Genomic DNA, 20182 nt, shown 5'->3' with positions numbered 1-20182 from the left:
CCGCTCCTACGGGAACATCCAATTTCGTGCTGGGCCTGAAAACCCGTAGGAGGCGCACCACGCGACGAAGCTCTGCGGCTGTTCGCGGCGGGACGCCGCTCTTACGGGAGCGTGCAAGGACGTGGTGGGCCTGACTTCAATCTTGTGAAAATGTGGCATCACTTTGGACTACACTGGTGCCGGGTGAATCCTGACTCCCTCAGGTAGCAGAAGTGGCAAGACTGGGGTTTGACGATGACCCCGATGACTTTCGAGTCGTAAAAGGACTGTTGAATTTTAAAAACGCGCTCCATGCAAGCTGGGCTTTCCAGCGGTTTTTATAGAGGTGTATCCCATGCTGTATGATTTAACCGTTGTACAATTCAGTAAAATGCTTCAAAACCTGAGCGCCATTCTTGATAAGGCAGAAGCCTTTGCAGAAGCAAAGAAAATTGACGTCACAGTTCTGCTGAATTCGCGCTTAGCACCCGATCAATTCAATTTTACCCGTCAGGTACAGATTGCCTGCGACACCGCCAAGCTGAGCGTGGCACGCTTGGCAGGCAAAGAAAGTTCGGCACCCAAACACGAAGATAACGAAGCGACACTGGCTGAGTTACAGGCACGGATTCAGTCCGTAGTGGACTATCTGTCTGGTTTTACCCGCGAAGACTTGGCAGCGGCTGAAACCCAAAAAATCACTCAGCCGCGCTGGGATGGAAAGTATCTTACCGGCCGGGAGTTTGCCATCCAGCACGCTCTTCCCAATATCTACTTTCACATTACGACCGCCTACGCCATATTGCGCCACAATGGCGTGGACGTTGGTAAAAAGGACTATCTGGGCAGCCTGCCCTACAAGTCGTAGCTTCATGTGAACCCAGGAGGCTGTCCGACTTAACACTGCTCCACTCGGCTCGGGCATCCTGCTTCGCCCAACCTCCTGCGTCCATGCAGTCGTGCGGGAACGCCGCCTCTCTTGGGAGAAAAGGGGGCCATTTTTCGTACTCTTTATTACTCGTCGCAGGCTCATCGGTGAGACTCCCAGCGGCGAAACAGCAAGCTGGCATTGACTCCGCCAAATCCGAACCCGTTCGACAAGGCGTACTGGATCGGCATTTTCCGCGCGCTCGGGCCGACCAGATCGAGGCCGTCGGCTGCCTCGTCGGGGTTGATGAGATTCAATGTGGGCGGGACGACTTGATCGCGTAGTGCCAGGACGGTAAAGATGGCCTCGATCCCGCCTGCTGCTCCCAGTAGATGGCCGGTACTGGATTTGGTCGATGTGATAGCAACGCCCGACCCTGTCCCGAAGACGGACCGAATGGCGGCTAGCTCCCCCCGATCCCCGACTTGAGTGGATGTCGCATGTGCGTTGATGTGCTGAACATCGCCGGGCGAAATACCAGCTTGCTGCAGCGCCTGCTTCATGGCGCGCTGGGCGCCGTTACCATCCTCTGGGCCAGCAGTCAGGTGGTAGGCATCGGCGCTGGTGCCATAACCGACCAACTCCGCCAACGGACGTGCACCGCGTGCCAGCGCATGTTCCAGCGATTCGATCACCAGCAGGCCGGCGCCCTCGGCCATGACGAAGCCGTTACGGTCGCGATCGAACGGACGCGAAGCTTCCTGGGGGCGGTCGTTGAATCCAGTGGACAGGGCACGGGCCGCCGCAAAGCTTCCAAGCGTGACACGATGGATCGCGGCCTCGGTGCCGCCGCACACCGCAATGTCCGCTTCGCCGCTACGGATCAGTCGGGCCGCATCACCGATGGCTTGGGCTCCGGCCGCGCAGGCGGTCACCGGTGCCCCGAGCGGCCCTGCCAAGCCGTGCCGGATAGAGACGTGCCCGGCCGCCATATTGGCAAGAAACGAAGGCGCGGTGAACGGCGAGAGCCGGCGCGGCCCGCGTTCGTCCGTGGTGCGCACGGCCTCGGCAATGGCACCGAACCCACCGACGCCGGATGCAATGATTGTCGCCGTTCGCTGGCGCTGTTCCTGGTCTGTCGGCTGCCAGGCCGCCTGCGCCAGGGCTTCCTGCGCCGCAACAAGCGCAAACTCGATGAAGCGATCCATCTTCTTGCGCTCCTTGGCGGTGACGATTCGCTCCGGGTCGTAGCCAGCCTGACTATCCTCCTCCAGCGTTGGCACCCGCCCGCCTACAGCGCAGCCGGTACCATCAGCCAGATCGGCTGGCAGCGCACGGATACCGGACTGTCCCGCCAGTAGACGAGACCAGACTGTCTCTGTACCGCACCCCAGTGGTCCGACGATACCTGTCCCCGTCACCACGATTCGAACTGCATTTTGAATAGTCATCATCACACCTCATTTACCACAGTTGCACTGCTGCGGTTGTTCCTTTGCGGCCACTTTGAGCATTTCCGGTTGCCCTCAGACCGTCGGCACATCGAAGACAAAACAGGTTGTGGTCGCATGGGCATAGAGCTTGCCCGCTTCGTCTTCGATACGGGCTTGGGCCGTGGCAATCTGCCGCCCCCCATGAATCTGCGTGGCGACCGCACGTAAAGGGCCGGTTTTGTGCGAGGCCGGCCGTACGATATTTAAGCTGAGTTCGGCCGTAGTGTAGGAACGCCCGGCCGGCAGAGTGGTCTGCACTGCGCAGCCCAGGGCTGAATCCAGCAGCGTGGCAAACCATCCGCCGTGCACCGTGCCCAGCGGGTTGTAATGTTGCGGCATTGGTATGCCCTGAAACACGGCGCGGCCGTTGCCCACCTCCAGCAACGTCATGTTCATGGTCTCGTTCATGGGTGGGTACGGCAATTCGCCGCACATCATGGCTTCTAGAATCTCGCGGCCGCTCTTGCCCATGAGCTGTTCCATTCGGGCGAGACCAGGCGTGCCGCCGCCTGCAATCGAGCGTTGCCGTGCGGCTTGCTGCTGGGCAGTCCAGTCGATGGTCGGTTGAGTCATGGGGGTCTCCTCTTATCTGGCTGCAGACAACATGGTTTTCGGGTGAGATTTTCAGCTCAGTCCGAAGGTTTTTCGCAAGCTTGCGTCGACGGGACCAGCAGGCATGAAACGGCGTAGCTTTCTCAGCAATGATGCCTGTCCAGCAGGTGTGCGACGCATGCACCACTTGCCCAGCGCCGCATCGACAATCGTGGTTGCCACCGTCTCCGGGTCAGGGGCGCTTTTGACACTAGTGGCAACAGCGCGTGATGCAAGACTGCGCTCGCGGTCATAGTCGACGATGGTTGCACCTGCTTGAGGCGCATTGATGTCCAGGCTGGTCTTGGTAAAAGACGGCTCGACCAAGGTTACGCGGATGCCGAACTGGCGTACCTCATGATCCAGGGTTTCAGACAAGCCCTCCACGGCATGCTTGGAAGCCGAATAGAGCCCCATGTACGGCGCCGGAAGAAAGCCGAGCACCGAACTGACATTGACGATTCTGCCGCTATGCTGCACACGCATGTGCGGGACTACCGCCTGAACCGTACGCAGAATACTGAAGACATTGGTCTCGAACAGCGCTGCGGCCTCGGCAGCTGTTGTTTCCTCCACCGCGCCGGTCAGGCTTGTGCCCGCGTTATTGACGAGCACGTCGATGCGCTCGGTCCGGTCGATGATGGATTGGATGCCAAGTCGAATCGAGGCGTCGTCGCGAATATCCATCTCGACAAACTCGACACCGGCTAATGGGCTCGCTTTCGCAATGCGGCGTACGGTGCCGAATACCCGGCAACCCCGTTTGGCAAATTGCTCCGCGGCGGCACGGCCGATGCCCGATGACACGCCGGTAACAACGACAACCTTCGAATTCGACATAGCAGTTCCTCTCAAGGGGAGTGAGTTGATTGCGGCAGGGTCTGCCCGCCGGTGGTGCCTGTTATTAACCTGGCGTTCGCATTGGCCTGCGGCCAATGATGAAGCATCCCTGCTTCATGTATTAACCCTCCGGGTTAATAATGCGGGCTGCGCCTCCACGAGCTGCGCCTCCACGGATCGGCTACTGCTATCGGGCTTGATCCTGAACCAGATGGAATACATGGCTGGCAGAAACACCAGGGTCAGAACCGTTCCCGCGAAGGTGCCGCCGATCAGCGTGTAGGCGAGCGTTCCCCAGAACACCGAATGGGTCAGCGGGATGAAGGCCAGGATTGCCGCCAATGCGGTCAGGATCACCGGTCGGGCTCGCTGTACGGTTGCCTCGACCACCGCACGGAACGGGTCCAATCCCGCCTGCTCGTTGTGGCGGATCTGCCCGATCAGAATCAGCGTGTTGCGCATCAGGATGCCCGACAGCGCAATCAGCCCGACCAATGCATTGATGCCGAACGGCTGCTGAAACAGGATCAGCGTGGGCACCACACCGATGAGCCCCAGCGGGCTGGTCAGGAAGACCATGACCATCGCGGAGATCGAACGCACCTGCAAAATGAGGATGATCAGGGTGATTGCCAGCATGATGGGAAACAGCGGCAACATCGCCACCGTCGCCTTGCCTGACTCTTCGATGGAGCCAGCCTGCTCGATGCGATAGCCGCTCGGCAGTTTCGCCATAATGGGCGCCAGCTGCCCGGTGATGGCCGCTGACACATCCGGCGGCTGCAGGCCATCGGCGATATCGCCCTGGACGGTGATCGTCGGCATGCGGTCGCGTCGGCGGATAACCGGCTCCTCCATGCGCACCTCGACTTCGGCGACCTGCGACAGCGGGATGCGCTGCCCGTTGGTGCCAGCCAGTGTGAAGTCCATGACCCGGGTCGGGTCGAAGCGGATATCCCCAGCCGAACGGGCCACGACCTGCACCGTACGAATGTCCTCACGCACGGCGGAAACGGGTACGCCGCTCAGCAGAAACTGCAGTTGTTGCGCCACGGTGTTGGAGGACAGCCCCGCGGCCTGCAGCCGGTCTTGCTGCAAGGTGAGGTGCAGCGTGGGCGTGCGCGTGCCCCAGTCAGTGTTGACCGTGCGCATCATCGGACTGGCGTTCATGACCTGTTGTACGTCGGCTGCGATATCACGCAGCTTGTCTGCGTCCGGACCAGTGACACGGTAGGCGACCGGGAATGGCGAATAAGGGCCGAACACCAGCTGGGTGACACGCACGCGCGCCTCGGCGGCCAGGCCCTCGGAGATCGCCTGGCGCAGCCGATATTTCAACGCCTCGCGCTCCTGCTGGTTGTCCGTACGGACGACGATCTTGGCAAATGACGGATCAGGCAGCTCAGGCCCCATTGCCATGTAGAAGCGTGGCGCGCCCTGGCCAATATAAGCTGTGACGATCCTGGCCTCTTCCTGCTCGGCCAGCCAGGCTTCCACCTTCGCCGTGGCAGCGCTGGTTTGTGCAATCGAAGTGCCGTAAGGCATCTGCACCTCGACCAGCACTTCGGGACGGTCTGAAATCGGAAAGAACTGCTTCTTGACCAACCCCATGCTGAGTATGGCCACGACGAAAAGTCCAACCACGGTGCCGGCGACCAGCCATTTGTGGGCGATGACCCGCGCCAGCACCTGACGAAAACGGTTGTAGCGCGGCGTATCGTAGAGCGTGTCATGGCCGCCTTCGACCTTCTTGACGCCGGACAGCAGCTTGACGCCGAGGTAGGGAGTGAACAGCACGGCGACCAGCCACGAGGCGATCAAGGCAATGCCGACGATCCAGAACATGTTGCTGGTGTACTCACCGGCCGTGGAGCGAGCGAAGCCATTGGGCATGAAGCCCACGGCCGTTACCAGGGTGCCCGACAGCATCGGTGCGGCGGTGTGGCTCCAGGCATAGGCGGACGCGGCGAGGCGGTTGTAACCCTCTTCCATCTTCACCACCATCATTTCAATGGCGATGATGGCGTCGTCCACCAGCAGGCCCAAGGCCAGGATCAGAGAGCCCAAGGTGATACGGTCGAAGTTCTTCCCGGTCGCGGCCATCACCACGAACACCATCGCCAGCGTCAGCGGTACGGCCGCAGCGACGACAATGCCCACACGCCAGCCCATGCTGAGAAAGCTCACCAGCATGACCACCAGCAGCGCGACGAAGAACTTGACCATGAACTCATCGACCGCCGAGCTGATGTTGACGGACTGGTCCGTGACCTTGGTCAGGCTCATGCCCAGCGGCAGTTCGGCGTTGATTTCACCCACCTCGCGGTCCAGCGCCTTGCCCAGATCGAGACCGTTCCAACCATCGCGCATGATGATGCCCAGCAGCAGGGCAGGTTCGCCACCATTACGGATCATGAAAGTCGCCGGATCTTCATAGCCACGCTTGACGGTGGCGATGTCCGACAACTTCAGCGTGCGGCCCTGCACCACAACCGGCGTGTCGCGAATCTTCTGCAATTCGTCGAAGGCGCCGTCCAGGCGAATAAACACCTGCGGCCCCCTGGTTTCTACGGAGCCAGCCGGCGTCAGGGCATTCTGGCCGTTGATCGCGGCGAACACCTCTTGCGGGCCGATACCCAGCGTTGCCAGGCGTTCATGTGAAAACTCGACAAAGATACGCTCGGCCTGCTCGCCGACGATGCTGACCTTCTTCACGCCCGGCACGTGCAGCATCCGCTGGCGCAACATCTCCGCGTCGCGTACCAGCAAGCGCTGCGGTTCACCCTTGGCCTTGAGCGCGAACAGGGCAAAGGTGACATCCGAGTATTCGTCGTTGACCATCGGCCCTATCACGCCGGGCGGGAGGTTGATGGCCTCGTCGCCGACCTTCTTGCGGGCCTGATAGAACTCCTCCGCCACTTGCGAAGGCGGAGTGGTGTCGAGCAGGGTCAAGGTCGTGAAGGCCAGGCCGGGCCTGGTGTAGGTCTCGGTGCGGTCGTACCAGCGCAGCTCCTGCAGGCGCTTTTCGATCTTTTCGGCGACCTGGTCTTGCATTTCCTGGGCAGTGGCACCGGGCCAGGCGGTAACGATGTTCATCACCTTGACGGTGAACGCAGGGTCCTCCGCCCGACCCAACTTGACGAACGCTATAACCCCGGCGAGCGAGATCAGGCAGATCAGGAACAGGGTGATGGAGCGTTCGCGTACGGCGAGCGCTGACAGATTGAAACGGCCTTCGTTCATGGACGGCCCCCCTCGACCGCCGCGATGACGGCTTCACCGGCCACCCGCACCTGCTGGCTTTCGCGCAGCAGGTGCACGCCGAGCGCGACTATCCGTTCGCCCTGCCTGAGCTGAGCGGTGATGCGCGCCCCCTCATCATCAAGCTGCTGGACCACGACCGGCTGCCAGTGCACCTGCGCCGGTTCGCCCTGGATGACCCACACGCCGGGGCCCCTGCCTGCGTCGTAGAGGGCACCGATCGGCACCTGCAAGAGGCCTTGAACAGAGGAATGCCCAGCCGGGATCTGCAGGGTGACCGTGGCGCCCAGCGGCGCCTTGGCCAATTCCCCTTCCAGCACATAGCGCGCCTCAAAGGTGCGGGTCTGACTATCCGCGACATCCGACAACTGCCGGAGCTTGGCTGGAACGCTAACGTCCTCTTTGCCGAAGAGCGTGGCCTGCGCGGCGGAACCGACCGCCGGGCGCAGGGTTTCCGGCAACTGGATAAGCGCTTCACGGGGGCCGGCATGAGCCACACGCATCACGACTTGGCCGGCATTGACGACCTGGCCGGGCTCGACCAGCGTGTCCATGACAATGCCATCAGCATCCGCCAGCAACTCGGCATAACGGGTCGCATTTAGGGCCACTTCCGCCTGGGCCTGGGCCGCACTGAGCTGGGACTTGGCGGTATCCGCCGCCGCCTTGACCTGATCGTAGGCCGATGCGGATATAGCGCCGGTTCCGCGCAGCTTGCGATAGCGGGCTTCATCATCGCTGGTTTGCTGCGCCCGCGCTCGCGCAGCGGCGACCGCTTCACGCTGCGCACGCGCCGCGAGCTTCAGATCGACGGGATCGATGCGCATGAGTGCCTGACCGCGCTTGACGGCTTGTCCCGTACCCACCAGCCGCTCCAGCACCTTGCCCGAGACGCGAAAGCCCAGGTCGCTCTGGACTCGCGCCGCTACGGTTCCGGTGAAGGAACGTGACGCGGGTATTGCCCCTTGAACGATAGCGGCACGCACCAGCGGCGCTTCGGTACGCGGGTCGAGTTCGCTTGGAGCCGATGTTCTGGCTGGGGTAGCCGTCGTTTTTCCAGTGCTTATGCTGATGCAAATGATGGCGAATGGCGGCATTGGTGGCGGACTGGCCTCGGCTGTGGCACGGGCAACCGGCGCTGGCCGATGGGCAGACGCTCAAGCACTGGTTTGGCATGGTGTTGTTATTGCCGGTGTTATGGGAGCCGCATTCGCCGCAATCACAATAATCGGTGGTTACGCCCTGTATCATTTGATGGGAGTTGAGGGGCCAGCGCTCTCTGCTGCCCTTACCTATTCGAACATCGTCTTTGCCGGATCGCCACTGATATGGATCGTTGCGTTATTGTCGGCAGCACTACGCGGAGCAGGCGATACTAATACGCCTGCGCGTATAACACTGGCGGGGGCCGTTATCCTTTTGCCGTTGTCGCCAGCCCTGATTTTTGGATGGGGCGCAATACCTTCATTGGGTGTCGCCGGAGCTGGAATAGCGATCCTGGTCTATTACATCCTCGCCACTTTCTTCCTGGTAAGGCACATGCGATCAGCCCAAAGCATTATCAAGCTATCGACAGCTCCACTGAGCACCCGATTGTTCACGGATATTCTTGGCGTTGGTCTGCTGTCAGCTATAGGTACAGTTCAGATCAATTTGACCGTTGCCGTCGTGACTGCCGCCGTAGGTCGTTTTGGGCCTGATGCCATTGCCGGGTATGGCATCGCCTCAAGACTGGATTACATACAAATCCCTCTGCTGTTTGGTCTTGGCACTGCCATCATGACCATGGTTGGAGTCAATCTTGGAGCGGGGCAAGTGCAACGCGCACAACGCATCACATGGATTGGCGCAGCCATCGCGTTTGCCTTTACGGAATTAATCGGACTTAGCGTTGCTACATTCCCACACATCTGGCTCACTATTTTTAGTGAGGAGCAACAAATACTTACGGCGGGAGCAAGCTATCTACGGAACGTTGCGCCCTTCTATGGAGCTATAGGAGCCGGCATGGCTCTCTATTTCGCCGGTCAAGGGGCGAAGCGTGTGCTCTGGCCAGTGTTGGCCGGAACGGCACGCATGATGATCGCGGCCGTTGTGGGCTGGCTGGCCGTTACGTATTTTGATGCTGAACTGCCATCGCTTTTCAAGATCGTCGCTCTGAGTGCTTTGGTTTATGGCGCCATAACTGTAGCGGCAAGCTTCGCAGCTGGACGGTCACATCATCTGGCAATATCGCCCAGTGCTTGAATTAGAGTATTCGTCATCGTTCGCCCCGGAGGCCGTCCGAGAATGCTGGCCATAACGAGAGCCGGCAGATTTGAACTGGCCTTTGCAGTACTTTCAGGCGATAAATCGGCGGGATAGCCGACTTGCACAGCGCTAGTTGCCCACAGCGCAAGCGACAGGAGCACGGCAAGCTGAATACATAAGCACCCCACCCCCGATGACAGCCCAAGCGAAACGAATCTGTGCATCACCCAGCCCACAAAAAAGGCCCCTGCATGCAGAGTGATCTACACACAGGGGCCTTTGCTCGCTGGACTCTTTTTTCACGGGTGGTTGTTGGCAGACGATTATTAACCCCGCGGGTTAATACCTGCAGCATGGACGCTTCATCATTGGTCCTTCCTTTTAATAAGATGGCCCAATGCGAACGTCAGCAAAACCAGCATGTCCACGCACCTGCGCCCGTTTTGATGGCGTGACGGACACATAGGGCGGGAGCCTACTTGTCCGCCAGATTAACAGTTCAGCCGCTCGATCACCGTGGCGATGCCCTGCCCCATGCCGATACACATGGTGGCCAGGCCCAGGGTGCCATCCTGCTGTTCCAGCACATTCAGCAGGGTGGTGGTGATACGTGTACCGGAGCATCCCAGCGGGTGACCCAGGGCAATGGCACCACCGTTCAGGTTGATCTGCTGATCCATCTTGTCGGTGATTTTCAGGCCCTTCATGACCGACAGCGCCTGGGCGGCGAAGGCTTCGTTGAGCTCGAAGTAGTCGATATCATCGATGCTGAGCCCGGCACGCTTGAGCGCCTTATGACTGGCCGGCACCGGGCCGTAGCCCATGATGGACGGATCACAGCCCGCCACAGCCATGCTGACAATGCGTGCCCGCGGCCTGAGGCCCAGGCTCTGGGCCCGCGCGGCCGACATCAGCAGCATGGCGCTGGCACCGTCGGACAGGGCCGACGAAGTACCGGCGGTGACGGTGCCGACCTTGGGTACGAATACCGGCGCCAGGGCGGCCAGGGATTCGATAGTGGTTTCAGGGCGAATGACTTCGTCGGTTTCCAGCAAAGACTTGAAGCCGTTTTCATCGTGGCCTTCGACCGGCACGATTTCGTTGCGAAAACGACCGGCCAGAGTCGCCTCCTGGGCCTTCTGATGCGAGCGGGCACCAAAGGCATCCTGCTGCTCGCGTGATATGCCGTTCATCTTGCCCAGCATCTCGGCAGTCACGCCCATCATCATGGCCGCCTTGGCGACCTGTTTGGACAGCTGCGGATTCACATCCACGCCATGGGTCAGGGCCACATGCCCCATGTGCTCGACACCGCCGACCATAAAGAGATCACCGTTGCCGCTCTGAATCGCCTGGGCAGCGGTATGCAGCGCCGCCATGGACGAGCCACAGAGGCGGTTGACCGTCTGGGCCGCCACGGTATGGGGAATGCCGGCCAGCAGGGCGGCGTTGCGGCCGATATTGAAGCCCTGTTCCAGGGTCTGGTTGACACAGCCCCAGATCACATCTTCGATCTCGACCGGGTTGATCTGCGGATGCCGGGCCAGCAGGCCCTGCATGACGGCGGCGGACAGTGCTTCGGCGCGTACATTGCGGAAGGATCCGTTCTTGGAGCGTCCCATGGGGGTACGCACCGCATCGACGATTACCACGTCATTGGGTTTCAGGCTCATCCAGGTATCCTCCTTTCAGCCGTAATAGGTTGCGCCGCGCTCGGCCATCTGTTGCATGCGCTCCGTGGGCTGATACAGCGGCCCGAGGTCTGCATATTTGGCCGCCATGGCGCAGAAATTCGCCAGGCCCAGCTGATCAAGGTAGTAGAGCGCACCGCCACGGAACGGCGGGAAACCAATGCCGTAAATCAGCCCCATATCGGCATCGGCGGCCGAAGCCACTATGCTGTCTTCCAGGCAGCGCACGGTTTCGATGCACAGCGGGATCATCATGCGCTCGATAATCTCTTCATCGGAGAAATCCCGGGCCGCGCCCACAACACCATCCAGCGCAGCGGTCACAGTTTCATCCGGCGTCTTCTTCAGCTTGCCGCGACGATCCGGCGCATAGGCATAAAAGCCCTTGGCGTTTTTCTGGCCAAAGCGCTCCAGGCTATACATGCGATCAATGGCATTTTCACCCTCATGGGTCATGCGGTCCGGGAAGCCCGCCGCCATCACTGCATCGGCATGGTGCGCCGTGTCTATGCCGACCACATCCAGCAGATAGGCAGGTCCCATGGGCCAGCCGAAGCCTTCCATCACCTTGTCGATGCGACGGAAATCACCGCCATCGCGCAGCAGCAGACTGAAGCCGCCGAAATAGGGGAAGAGCACGCGGTTGACCAGAAAGCCCGGGCAGTCGTTGACCACAATCGGGGTCTTGCCCAAGGTCTGGGCGTAGGCCAGGGTGCGGGCCACGGCAGCATCGGAGGTTTTCTCGCCGCGAATGACTTCCACCAGCGGCATCTTGTGCACCGGATTGAAGAAATGCATGCCGCAGAAGTTCTCCGGCTTTTTCAGCGCCGTGGCCAGTTCGGTGATCGAGATAGTCGAGGTATTAGAGGCCAGAATGGCGCCGTCCTTCAGATACTGCTCGGTTTCAGCCAGCACGGCCTGCTTCACCTTGACGTTTTCCACCACTGCCTCAACCACCAGGTCGACAGTGCCAAAGTCGCCATAGCTCAGGGTCGGGCGAATCATGGTCAGGGTCTTGGCTACGCCGGCGGCATCCAGACGCCCGCGCTTGAGTTGGCCGCCCAGCAGCTGGGTGGCTTCATCCAGGCCCAGCTGCAGGGCTTTCTCGTTGATGTCTTTCATCAGAATCGGCACACCGCGGGACGCCGACTGATAAGCCACACCGCCCCCCATGATGCCTGCGCCCAGCACCGCCGCCTGCTGTACGGGCGCCGCCCCGGCCGCAAGCTTGCGGGCCACCTTCTTGACCTGCTGATCCTTTAGGAACAAACCGATCAGCGCCTTGCAGACATCGGTTTTGGCCAGCGTGGCAAAGCCCTTGGCTTCCACCGCCTGGGCGGCATCGCGCTTGAGGTTGGCGTGTTTCTGCATGGTTTTCAGCGCCGCCATGGGCGCCGGGTAATGGGGCCCGGCCTGGGCGCCGATCACACCCTTGGCGGACTCGAAGGCCATCATCTGCTCAATCTGGTTAAGCTTGATGGCACTCTGTTTCTCGACCCGGCGTGCCAGATAGTCAAACTTGCCGGCGATGCAGTTGCGCAGCAGATCCAGACCCGCATCGCGTAGCTGAGCAGGAACAACCACCGCATCCACCGCCCCCACCTTGAGTGCCGCCGCCGCCTTGTATTCAGCACCGCCGCAGACCCACTCATTGGCGTTATCCACGCCCAGCAGGCGTGACAGCCGCACAGTGCCGCCCCAGCCAGGATAGATGCCCAGCTTCACTTCCGGCAGGCCAACTTTGGCCGCCGTGCTCGCCACCCGGTAATCGGTGGCCAGGCAAAGCTCGAAGCCGCCGCCCAGGGCCACGCCGTTAATGGCGGTGACGGTGGGGAACGGCAGATCCTCGATAGCGTTGAACACCTGATTCATTTCCAGCAGGCCGGCGGCGATTTCATCTTCGCTGCGCTCGAACATCCGGGTGAATTCGGTGATATCGGCGCCGACGATAAATACGTCCTTGGCGCTGCTGAACAACACACCCTGCACACCGGCAGTGCCCTGCAATGCGGCCACGGCATCGCGCAGCTCGGCCAGGGTGGCCTGATTGAATTTGTTAACCGAGTCGCCCGCGAGATCAAAAACAACCTCATAAAGACCGTCGCCTGCGTCCCGTACGCTGACCGCCTGTCCTGCATACACCATTCTTGTTCTCCCCGCCGGAATCTGTCCGGAGTTTTTAGTCGGTCCCGCCTGAAAGCCGGGGCCAGCCTGGCTTCAAACCTCGTGCTACTGTTGACCATAGTAGTCGCGACAGCGTTCGCAACAATGACAAAATAAGCCCGCATTACTGACAATTTGTTCCATTTTATTTTTTATTTAAATTTTTCAATAACTTAAAAATATTAAAAGCAAAAAACTTAATAACACTATGGTGAAAAACAGCGTATTTAAACGCCCCTGCCCAGCGCCTGCCCATCGCTGTGCGGCACACCACAAACAGCAGCCTCAAACGTCAGATACAACAAGGCCGGCAAAAGTGCCGGCACTAGGGGCTGCTGAACGCCTGTGTATTTAGCCGCGCTGCATGAATGCCATAAGCGCGCCCTGGGCTTCAGCCGAATTCAGCCGTTCGCGGAAGGCATCGATTTCTTCCACCAGCACCTGCTGCAACAAATCCTGCTGGTGCGCCCGCAGCATCTGCTTGCTCTTGCGCAGCGCCTGCTGTGGCAGTGCCGCCAAGGCGCAGGCCCTGTCCCGCGCCCGCGTCAGCACTTGCTCAGCACCGGTCACCTCGTTGATCAGGCCTATACTGCGGCCGCAGTCGGCATCAAAAGCCTCCCCCAGCACCAGCAGTTCAAACGCCTTGCGGTGCCCCGCCAGTTGCGGCAACAGCAGACTGCTGCCGCCTTCGGGCACCAGCCCCAGACGGGCGAATGGCAGCTGCAAGCGCGTATTGTCGGCACCGTATACCAGATCGCAGTGCAGCAGCAGCGTAGTGCCGATACCCACCGCATGGCCATGAATCGCGGCTACCAGCGGCTTCTCGAGCCCGGCCAGGGTCTGCAGCAGACGCAACGGTACTCTGGCCGCCTCAGCGCTGCCGCCACTGCTAATAAAATCAGCAATATCGTTGCCGGAGCAGAAGCTGTCGCCGGTGCCGCTGATCAGGATAACCCTGACCGCATCATCACTATCAGCCTGTTGCAGCATTTCGGTCAGGCTCAGGTACATTGCCCGATTCAGCGCATTTTTTTTCTGCGGCCGGTTCAGGCTCAATTCCAGTACGCCATCGACGCACTGGTGAGTGATCAGTTCAGACATTTCATATCCTCCATCCAAAGGTTGCAGACATGTCAGACATTGCCGCATGCTCGGTCCAGGCATGTGGCACTGTCGGCCGCCAGTACGCCATAGACGCACCGGCGGGGGATCAGTTCAGACATTTCATCGCCTACATTCAAGCGTTGCAGAGATTGCACAGATCGCCGCAAGCTCAGTCCAGATATGTGGCGCTGTCGGCCGCAAACCGCTGGCCGGCCTCGATGTATTCATGCTTTAAGCGTGCGACCAACTCGGCAGTACTTGGCACATCCTTGATGGAGCCCACGCCCTGGCCCGCTGACCAGACTGTTTTCCAGGCCTTGGCTTCGTCACTCAGGTCCACCGACTTGGAAGCATCGTGCTGCGCATCCAGCAGCCCTGCGGCCTCAAGGCTCTGACGCATAAAGCTGGCCGGAATGCCGGACACCTTGGGCGTATAGACGATATCGGCGGCACGACTGCCGATAATCATGTCCTTGTAGTCATCCGGTGCCATGCTCTCGCGGGTATTGATAAACCGGGTGCCCATATAGCCCAGATCCGCCCCCATCATGCGGGCGGCGGCCAGATCCTGACCGCTGGAAAGGCTGCCCGACAATATCACCACGCCATCGAAGAACTGGCGAATTTCATTGATCAGTGCAAAGGGGCTGAGAGTACCGGCATGGCCACCGGCGCCACCGCAGACGGCAATAAGGCCATCGACACCGGCGGCCGCCGCCTTTTTGGCGTGGCGCAGGTTGGTGACGTCATGGAACACCAGACCGCCGTAGCTGTGGACCGCATCCACCACTTCCTTTACCGCGCCCAGCGAGGTAATCACCAGCGGAACCTGGTGCTTCACGCACAGCATCAGATCCGCCTTGAGGCGCGGGTTGGTGGCATGCACGATCAGGTTGACGCCAAAGGGCGCGGCCGCCACACCGGTGGTTTGAGCGTGATCCTGCAGTGCAGCATTAATGTCCTCCAGCCACTGCTCGAAGCCTTCGCTGCTGCGCTGATTCAGCGCCGGGAAGGTGCCGATAACACCGGCCTTGCAGGTCTCGGTCACCAGTTGCGGGCCCGACACCAGGAACATGGGCGCGGCAATGAGGGGCAGGCGAAGCCGCCCGTGGAAGGATTCGGGTAAGCTCATGCTGTTCTCCAGGCTTTTTATTTATGGGCGCCCGCCACATCAGGCCAGGCGCCGGAGGCCATCAGGTCGAGGGGGGATCAGGGGTATAGAATTCGGGCAGCGCACGCTTCACCACCTCGGAATTCTGCGCCCAGGTGTGGCAACTGTTGATAAGGCCACCACGACGCTCGCTACTGTCGGCCGCATTATTTACCGGCCAGAGCGTCTGAATGGCCGTGGTCGCCAGCGGCTGCAGCAGCTCGTTGAGATGGGTGCAGCCCTTGACGCCCCCGACCAGTTCGCGGGTCTGGCGCAGCCAGCCAGGTCCGATCCGGGTGCCTTCAAGCTGTTTGAAAACACCGGCGATGCCGGCGCACATGCGCGCGGGGGCCGCATCAATGACGGACTCCACCCCGTGCACCAGAAAATCCTGATCGATGGTCAGGCGCAGGCTGATATCGTGGAAAGCTTCGCCGCCGGCGACATAACCGTCGCGCTCCTCATTATCAACGTCATAGGCCTTGGTATCCGTCATGCGGCCCTCGATATCCCAAAGTCCGTCTGCGCGCAAAAAGCCCACGCAGTTGACGACTCGATGGTGATGCTGGGTACGGCGTGCGGGTTTGGGTAATGGCATACAGACTTGCTCCAATCCTTGATTCAGGCGACATCGGCGTCCTGGTCGGTTTCTTTTAGCTTGCGTCGCAGGACCTTGCCGATGTTCGATTTGGGCAGATTATGGGTAAACATGATCTCGCGGGGAATTTTATAGCGCGTCAGGCGCTCCTTGCACCAGGCTCTTATGTCCGCTTCGGTCAGTGCATCGTTGCGGCTCACCACGAACAGGCGCACCGCCTCGCCGGATTTTTCATCGGCAACGCCTACCGCGGCGCATTCCACCACGTCCGGGTGGGAACACACCACATCCTCGATTTCGTTGGGGTACACATTGAAGCCGGACACAATAATCAGGTCCTTGGCACGATCAACGATGCGCAGATAGCCATCGGGCTCCTGGATGGCCACATCGCCGGTGCGAAAGTAGCCGTCGGCGGTAAACGCATCCGCCGTTTCCTTTTCCCGCTGCCAGTACCCCACCATCACCTGGGGCCCGCGCACACAGAGTTCACCCGCCTTCCCCGGCTCTACGTCGGTATCATCCGGGTTTACAACCCGGACTTCGGTGGCCGCCAGCGGGCAACCGATGGTCCCCACACGCACGTCCGCGGGCGGATTGATGGACACCGCCGGCGAGGTTTCGGTCAGGCCGTAGCCTTCCAGGATTTCGCAGCCCGTCACCTCACGCCACTGGTCCGCGGCATCGTGGGTCAGGGCCATGCCGCCCGAAATGGTAACGATCAGATGACTGAAATCCAGCTGGCGGAAATCCGCCCGGTTGCACAACGCCACAAAAAGCGTATTGAGGCCGATAAAACAGGACACCTGCCAGCGCTCGAGCTCGCGCACAAAGGCATCCATGTCCCTCGGGTTGGGAATCAGTACCGTATGACCACCGGTTTCCATCACTATCAGCGAGATGGTAAAGGCGTAGATGTGATAAAGCGGCAGGGGCGCGACCGTCGTATGGCTCCAGTGCCCATCCGCCCGGCTGATCAGCTCGCAGCCCTGCACCATATTGGAGACCAGGTTGCCATGGCTTAACACCGCACCCTTGGCGAGCCCAGTGGTGCCCCCGGTATATTGCAGCACCGCAGGGTCCGAGGTTGCCAGCTCGACGGGCTCTGGTTTAAGGCCCAGCCCCGTGTCCAGCGCGTGGCGCAGGCACACGGAGCCTGGCAGCGAGTAGGATGGTTCGAGCTTCTTGATGTACTTGATGGCGGCATTGAGCAGGGTGCGCTTGAGAAAACCGTGCAGATCGCCGATCTGGGTCACAAACACATGGCTGATATCGGTGTTGCCGATAATTTTCTCGGCGTTATGGGCCATGCTCTTGTGGATCACCAGCGCTCTTGCGCCTGAGTCACGGAACTGGTGTTCCATCTCTCTGGGCGTGTACAGCGGGTTGGTATTGACGACTACCAGGCCTGCCCGCAGGGCGCCAAAGAGCACCACCGGATACTGGATCAGGTTGGGCAGCTGCACGGCGATTCGATCACCGGGTTTGAGATCCGTGTTGCGCTGCAGATAGACCGCGAAGGCATCCGCCAGGCGATCCAGCTCTGCATAACTCAGGGTACGACCAAAACTGGTGAAAGCCGGCTGCTGCGGATAATCACGGCACGTCCGCGCCACTACATCCAGCACTGTTGCATACTGCCGCGGATTGAGCTCCTGCGGAATTGAATGCCCTCTTGCCTGAGCCATGCCGTTACCTTTGAATGTTATTGTTATCGACTGTTGGTTTGCGTTGAGTGTACGTTATCGGCCGGCCGATCATTAAACCGCCCGGCACAGGCCCGACATCAGGCCGGCGGAAACAGCTTCGCCAGCTGGGTGGCAACCATGATATCGCCATCGGCCCGAACCCGCCCGCCCATGAAGGCGCTCATGCCGTCGAGTTCACCGCTCATGATCTCGCTCAGCGTCTGGCTGTCCATCGACAGCGTGACTGTCGGGGACGCATTTTCACCTTCGGTGATAGTACAGTTACCGTCGGCAATGGCCACGAACCAGGGGCCTCCATCGTCAAGCTGATACTGGAAGACGGCCTCTAGGCCCGCCGCCGCCGAAGCATCGAACTGCTGTTCCATCTGGGAAAAAAGTGCGTTTATGTCGCTCATGCTGCCTGTCTCCGGGAGTGTCGTCTGTTTGTTGTAACGCCTGGTGCGCAATTTCACTAAGCGGGACACCAAAGCGCGCCCCGGTTTGTATTCTAGCCACATCAGAATGCGAAGTGCTCGGCATCCAGTGACATCAGGTTGTCGGCACCGGACAACATGGTGACACTCAGACTGCGGGTACGGGGCAGCAAGCGCTCAAAGTAGAAGCGTGCACAGTGCAGCTTGGCTTCGTAGAAGGCGGTGTCCGTCGAGCCCTTTGCCAGTTCGGCCTGTGCCACCTGTGCCATGCGGGCCCAGAAGTACCCCAGCACAACGTAGCCCGAGTACATCAGGTAATCCACCGCAGCGGCCCCCACTTCCTCCCGATCCTGCATGGCGTTCATGCCGATCTTCATGGTCAGCTCGCCCCATTCCTTGTTCAGCTCCACCAGCGGCGCCACGAACGGCTGCATGGCGGCGTCAGCTTCCTGGGACTGGCAGAACTTGTGCATAATCTTGGTGAAGCCCTTGAGGGCTTCACCCTGGGTCATCAGCACCTTGCGTCCGAGCAGGTCCAGCGCCTGAATCTGGGTCGTACCCTCGTACAGCATGGAGATGCGGCTGTCGCGCACGTTTTGTTCCATGCCCCACTCGGCAATGTAACCATGCCCCCCGTACACCTGCATCCCGTGATTGGCCGCTTCATAGCCGGCTTCCGTCAGGAAGGCCTTGGCGATGGGCGTCAGGAAGGCCAGCAGCGCATCGGCCGCTGCACGATCTTCCTCCGTAGCCCCCTGCTTGCCGCGATCCACCAGCTGGGCACAGTAATAAATCAGTGCGCGGCCGCCTTCGGCAAAGGCTTTCTGGGTCAGCAGCATATTGCGTACCGCGGGGTGCACGATAATCGGGTCGGCGGCGCCCTGCGGATTCTTGGAGCCTGACAGCGCCCGCATCTGCAGGCGGTCGCGGGCATAGCTGAGCGAGTTCTGAAAGCCCCACTCGGCGTGGGCCAGGCCCTGCAGCGCGGTGCCCAGGCGTGCCGTGTTCATGAAGGTGAACATGCAGTTGAGACCCTTGTTGGCGGGGCCTATCAGGTAGCCGGTCGCACCATCGAAATTCATCACGCAGGTGGCGTTGCCATGTATGCCCATCTTGTGTTCCAGCGAGCCGCACGCAAGGCTGTTGCGCTCACCGGCGCCACCCTGGGCATCGGGCAGAAACTTGGGCACGATAAACAGCGAAATGCCCTTGGTGCCCGCCGGCGCATCCGGCAGACGCGCCAGCACTATATGGACGATATTGTCGGCCATGTCGTGCTCACCGGCGGATATAAAGATCTTGGTACCGGTGATGCGGTAGCTGCCATCGGCCTCAGGTTCGGCGCGGGTACGCAGCAAACCCAGGTCTGTGCCGCAATGGGATTCGGTCAGGCACATGGTGCCGGTCCACTCGCCGCTCACCAGCTTGGTCAGATACTGCTGCTTCTGCTCCTGGGTGCCGTGGGCTTCCAGTGTATTCATGGCGCCGTGGCTAAGGCCCGGATACATGCTCCAGGCCCAGTTGGCGGTACCGACCATTTCATTGATCACAATGCCGACGGACTCCGGCAGACCCTGGCCGCCCCACTGCGGATCATGCGCCAGTGAAGACCAGCCGCCTTCAACAAACTGGCTGTAGGCCTGCTTGAAACCTTCAGGCGTGATCACCTCACCGCCTTCCAGACGGCACCCCTGGCGGTCGCCCACGCCATTGAGTGGCGCCAGCACGCGTTCGGAAAATTTGGCGCCCTCTTCAATAATCGCTTCTATCATGTCCGCTGTGGCATCCTCGGCACCGGTCAGCGCCTGGTAATGCGCATCCGCATCCAGCAGTTCGTTCAGCACAAAGTGCATCTCGCGTAGCGGGGCTTTGTACTCTGGCATGATTCTGTCCTCGACTGGGTAATCACAGGCACCCGGCTGGCGGACGCTCTCGTTATTCTGTAGCCCACAGGATCACCGAATTCGCCACGCCGACCAATAACAAATGCCCTCAGTTTTAATGACAAAAATTATCAGGCTGTCAAACAGGCCTGTATCAACCGTTATCATAGCTTCGAAGAATGAATAACA

At 60.3% G+C, this 20182-nt stretch carries 15 protein-coding genes; 2 read left to right on the top strand and 13 right to left on the bottom strand.

Annotated elements, in window-relative coordinates; genetic code table 11:
- Positions 1 to 334 precede the first annotated feature (334 nt).
- Positions 335 to 847, top strand: a complete 513-nt coding sequence (locus MRS74_RS21220; RefSeq protein WP_254582284.1) for a DUF1993 domain-containing protein — start codon at positions 335 to 337, stop codon at positions 845 to 847.
- A 161-nt stretch (positions 848 to 1008) separates the two neighbouring features.
- On the opposite strand, the gene fabF is transcribed toward MRS74_RS21220, so the two are convergent.
- The 5 genes from fabF to MRS74_RS21195 form a co-directional block, all read right to left on the bottom strand.
- On the bottom strand, positions 1009 to 2298 hold the full coding sequence (gene fabF / locus MRS74_RS21215) for a beta-ketoacyl-ACP synthase II (RefSeq protein ID WP_254582286.1): 1290 nt from the start codon (positions 2296 to 2298) through the stop codon (positions 1009 to 1011).
- 75 nt (positions 2299 to 2373) lie between these two features.
- Positions 2374 to 2913, bottom strand: a complete 540-nt coding sequence (locus MRS74_RS21210) for a PaaI family thioesterase (protein WP_254582283.1) — start codon at positions 2911 to 2913, stop codon at positions 2374 to 2376.
- Positions 2914 to 2964: 51 nt separating this feature from the next.
- A complete protein-coding gene (locus MRS74_RS21205; RefSeq protein ID WP_254582282.1) occupies positions 2965 to 3771 on the bottom strand; it encodes an oxidoreductase in 807 nt (268 codons plus the stop codon).
- 114 nt (positions 3772 to 3885) lie between these two features.
- Entirely contained in the window at positions 3886 to 7014 is a 3129-nt protein-coding gene (locus tag MRS74_RS21200) for an efflux RND transporter permease subunit (RefSeq protein ID WP_254582281.1), read from the bottom strand.
- Positions 7011 to 8018 (bottom strand): efflux RND transporter periplasmic adaptor subunit, encoded by a 1008-nt coding sequence (locus MRS74_RS21195; protein ID WP_254582280.1) that lies wholly within the window; start codon positions 8016 to 8018, stop codon positions 7011 to 7013. The genes MRS74_RS21200 and MRS74_RS21195 overlap by 4 nt, the downstream gene beginning before the upstream one ends.
- Here MRS74_RS21195 and MRS74_RS21190 point away from each other — a divergent pair.
- Positions 8005 to 9279, top strand: coding sequence for an MATE family efflux transporter (locus MRS74_RS21190; protein WP_368671314.1), 1275 nt, complete (start codon positions 8005 to 8007; stop codon positions 9277 to 9279). The two genes, MRS74_RS21195 and MRS74_RS21190, sit on opposite strands and share 14 nt — an antisense overlap.
- Positions 9280 to 9773: 494 nt before the next feature.
- Here the strand turns inward: MRS74_RS21190 and fadA are convergent, their stop codons facing one another.
- The 8 genes from fadA to MRS74_RS21150 all read right to left on the bottom strand — a co-directional run bounded on the left by fadA (position 9774) and on the right by MRS74_RS21150 (position 19993).
- Positions 9774 to 10955, bottom strand: coding sequence for an acetyl-CoA C-acyltransferase FadA (gene fadA, locus MRS74_RS21185; protein WP_254582278.1), 1182 nt, complete (start codon positions 10953 to 10955; stop codon positions 9774 to 9776).
- A 15-nt stretch (positions 10956 to 10970) separates the two neighbouring features.
- Positions 10971 to 13118, bottom strand: coding sequence for a fatty acid oxidation complex subunit alpha FadB (gene fadB / locus MRS74_RS21180; RefSeq protein ID WP_254582277.1), 2148 nt, complete (start codon positions 13116 to 13118; stop codon positions 10971 to 10973).
- 369 nt (positions 13119 to 13487) lie between these two features.
- Positions 13488 to 14237 carry an enoyl-CoA hydratase-related protein gene (locus tag MRS74_RS21175; RefSeq protein WP_254582276.1) on the bottom strand — a complete coding sequence of 250 codons (750 nt, stop codon included), beginning with the start codon at positions 14235 to 14237 and terminating at the stop codon, positions 13488 to 13490.
- A 172-nt stretch (positions 14238 to 14409) separates the two neighbouring features.
- Positions 14410 to 15372: an NAD(P)H-dependent flavin oxidoreductase gene (locus MRS74_RS21170; protein WP_254582275.1), complete on the bottom strand. Its 963-nt coding sequence runs from the start codon at positions 15370 to 15372 to the stop codon at positions 14410 to 14412.
- Positions 15373 to 15433: 61 nt separating this feature from the next.
- Positions 15434 to 15988: a DUF2889 domain-containing protein gene (locus MRS74_RS21165; protein ID WP_254582274.1), complete on the bottom strand. Its 555-nt coding sequence runs from the start codon at positions 15986 to 15988 to the stop codon at positions 15434 to 15436.
- 23 nt (positions 15989 to 16011) lie between these two features.
- Entirely contained in the window at positions 16012 to 17676 is a 1665-nt protein-coding gene (locus tag MRS74_RS21160) for an AMP-binding protein (protein ID WP_254582273.1), read from the bottom strand.
- 98 nt (positions 17677 to 17774) lie between these two features.
- A complete protein-coding gene (locus MRS74_RS21155; protein ID WP_254582272.1) occupies positions 17775 to 18092 on the bottom strand; it encodes an SCP2 sterol-binding domain-containing protein in 318 nt (105 codons plus the stop codon).
- Positions 18093 to 18193: 101 nt separating this feature from the next.
- Positions 18194 to 19993, bottom strand: coding sequence for an acyl-CoA dehydrogenase C-terminal domain-containing protein (locus tag MRS74_RS21150; RefSeq protein WP_254582271.1), 1800 nt, complete (start codon positions 19991 to 19993; stop codon positions 18194 to 18196).
- Between the last annotated feature and the right edge of the window lie 189 nt (positions 19994 to 20182).

The sequence above is a fragment of the Marinobacterium sedimentorum genome (assembly GCF_024267675.1).
GTDB classification, from domain to species: domain Bacteria; phylum Pseudomonadota; class Gammaproteobacteria; order Pseudomonadales; family Balneatricaceae; genus Marinobacterium_A; species Marinobacterium_A sedimentorum.
This window is presented reverse-complemented; position numbering and strand designations above follow the sequence as displayed.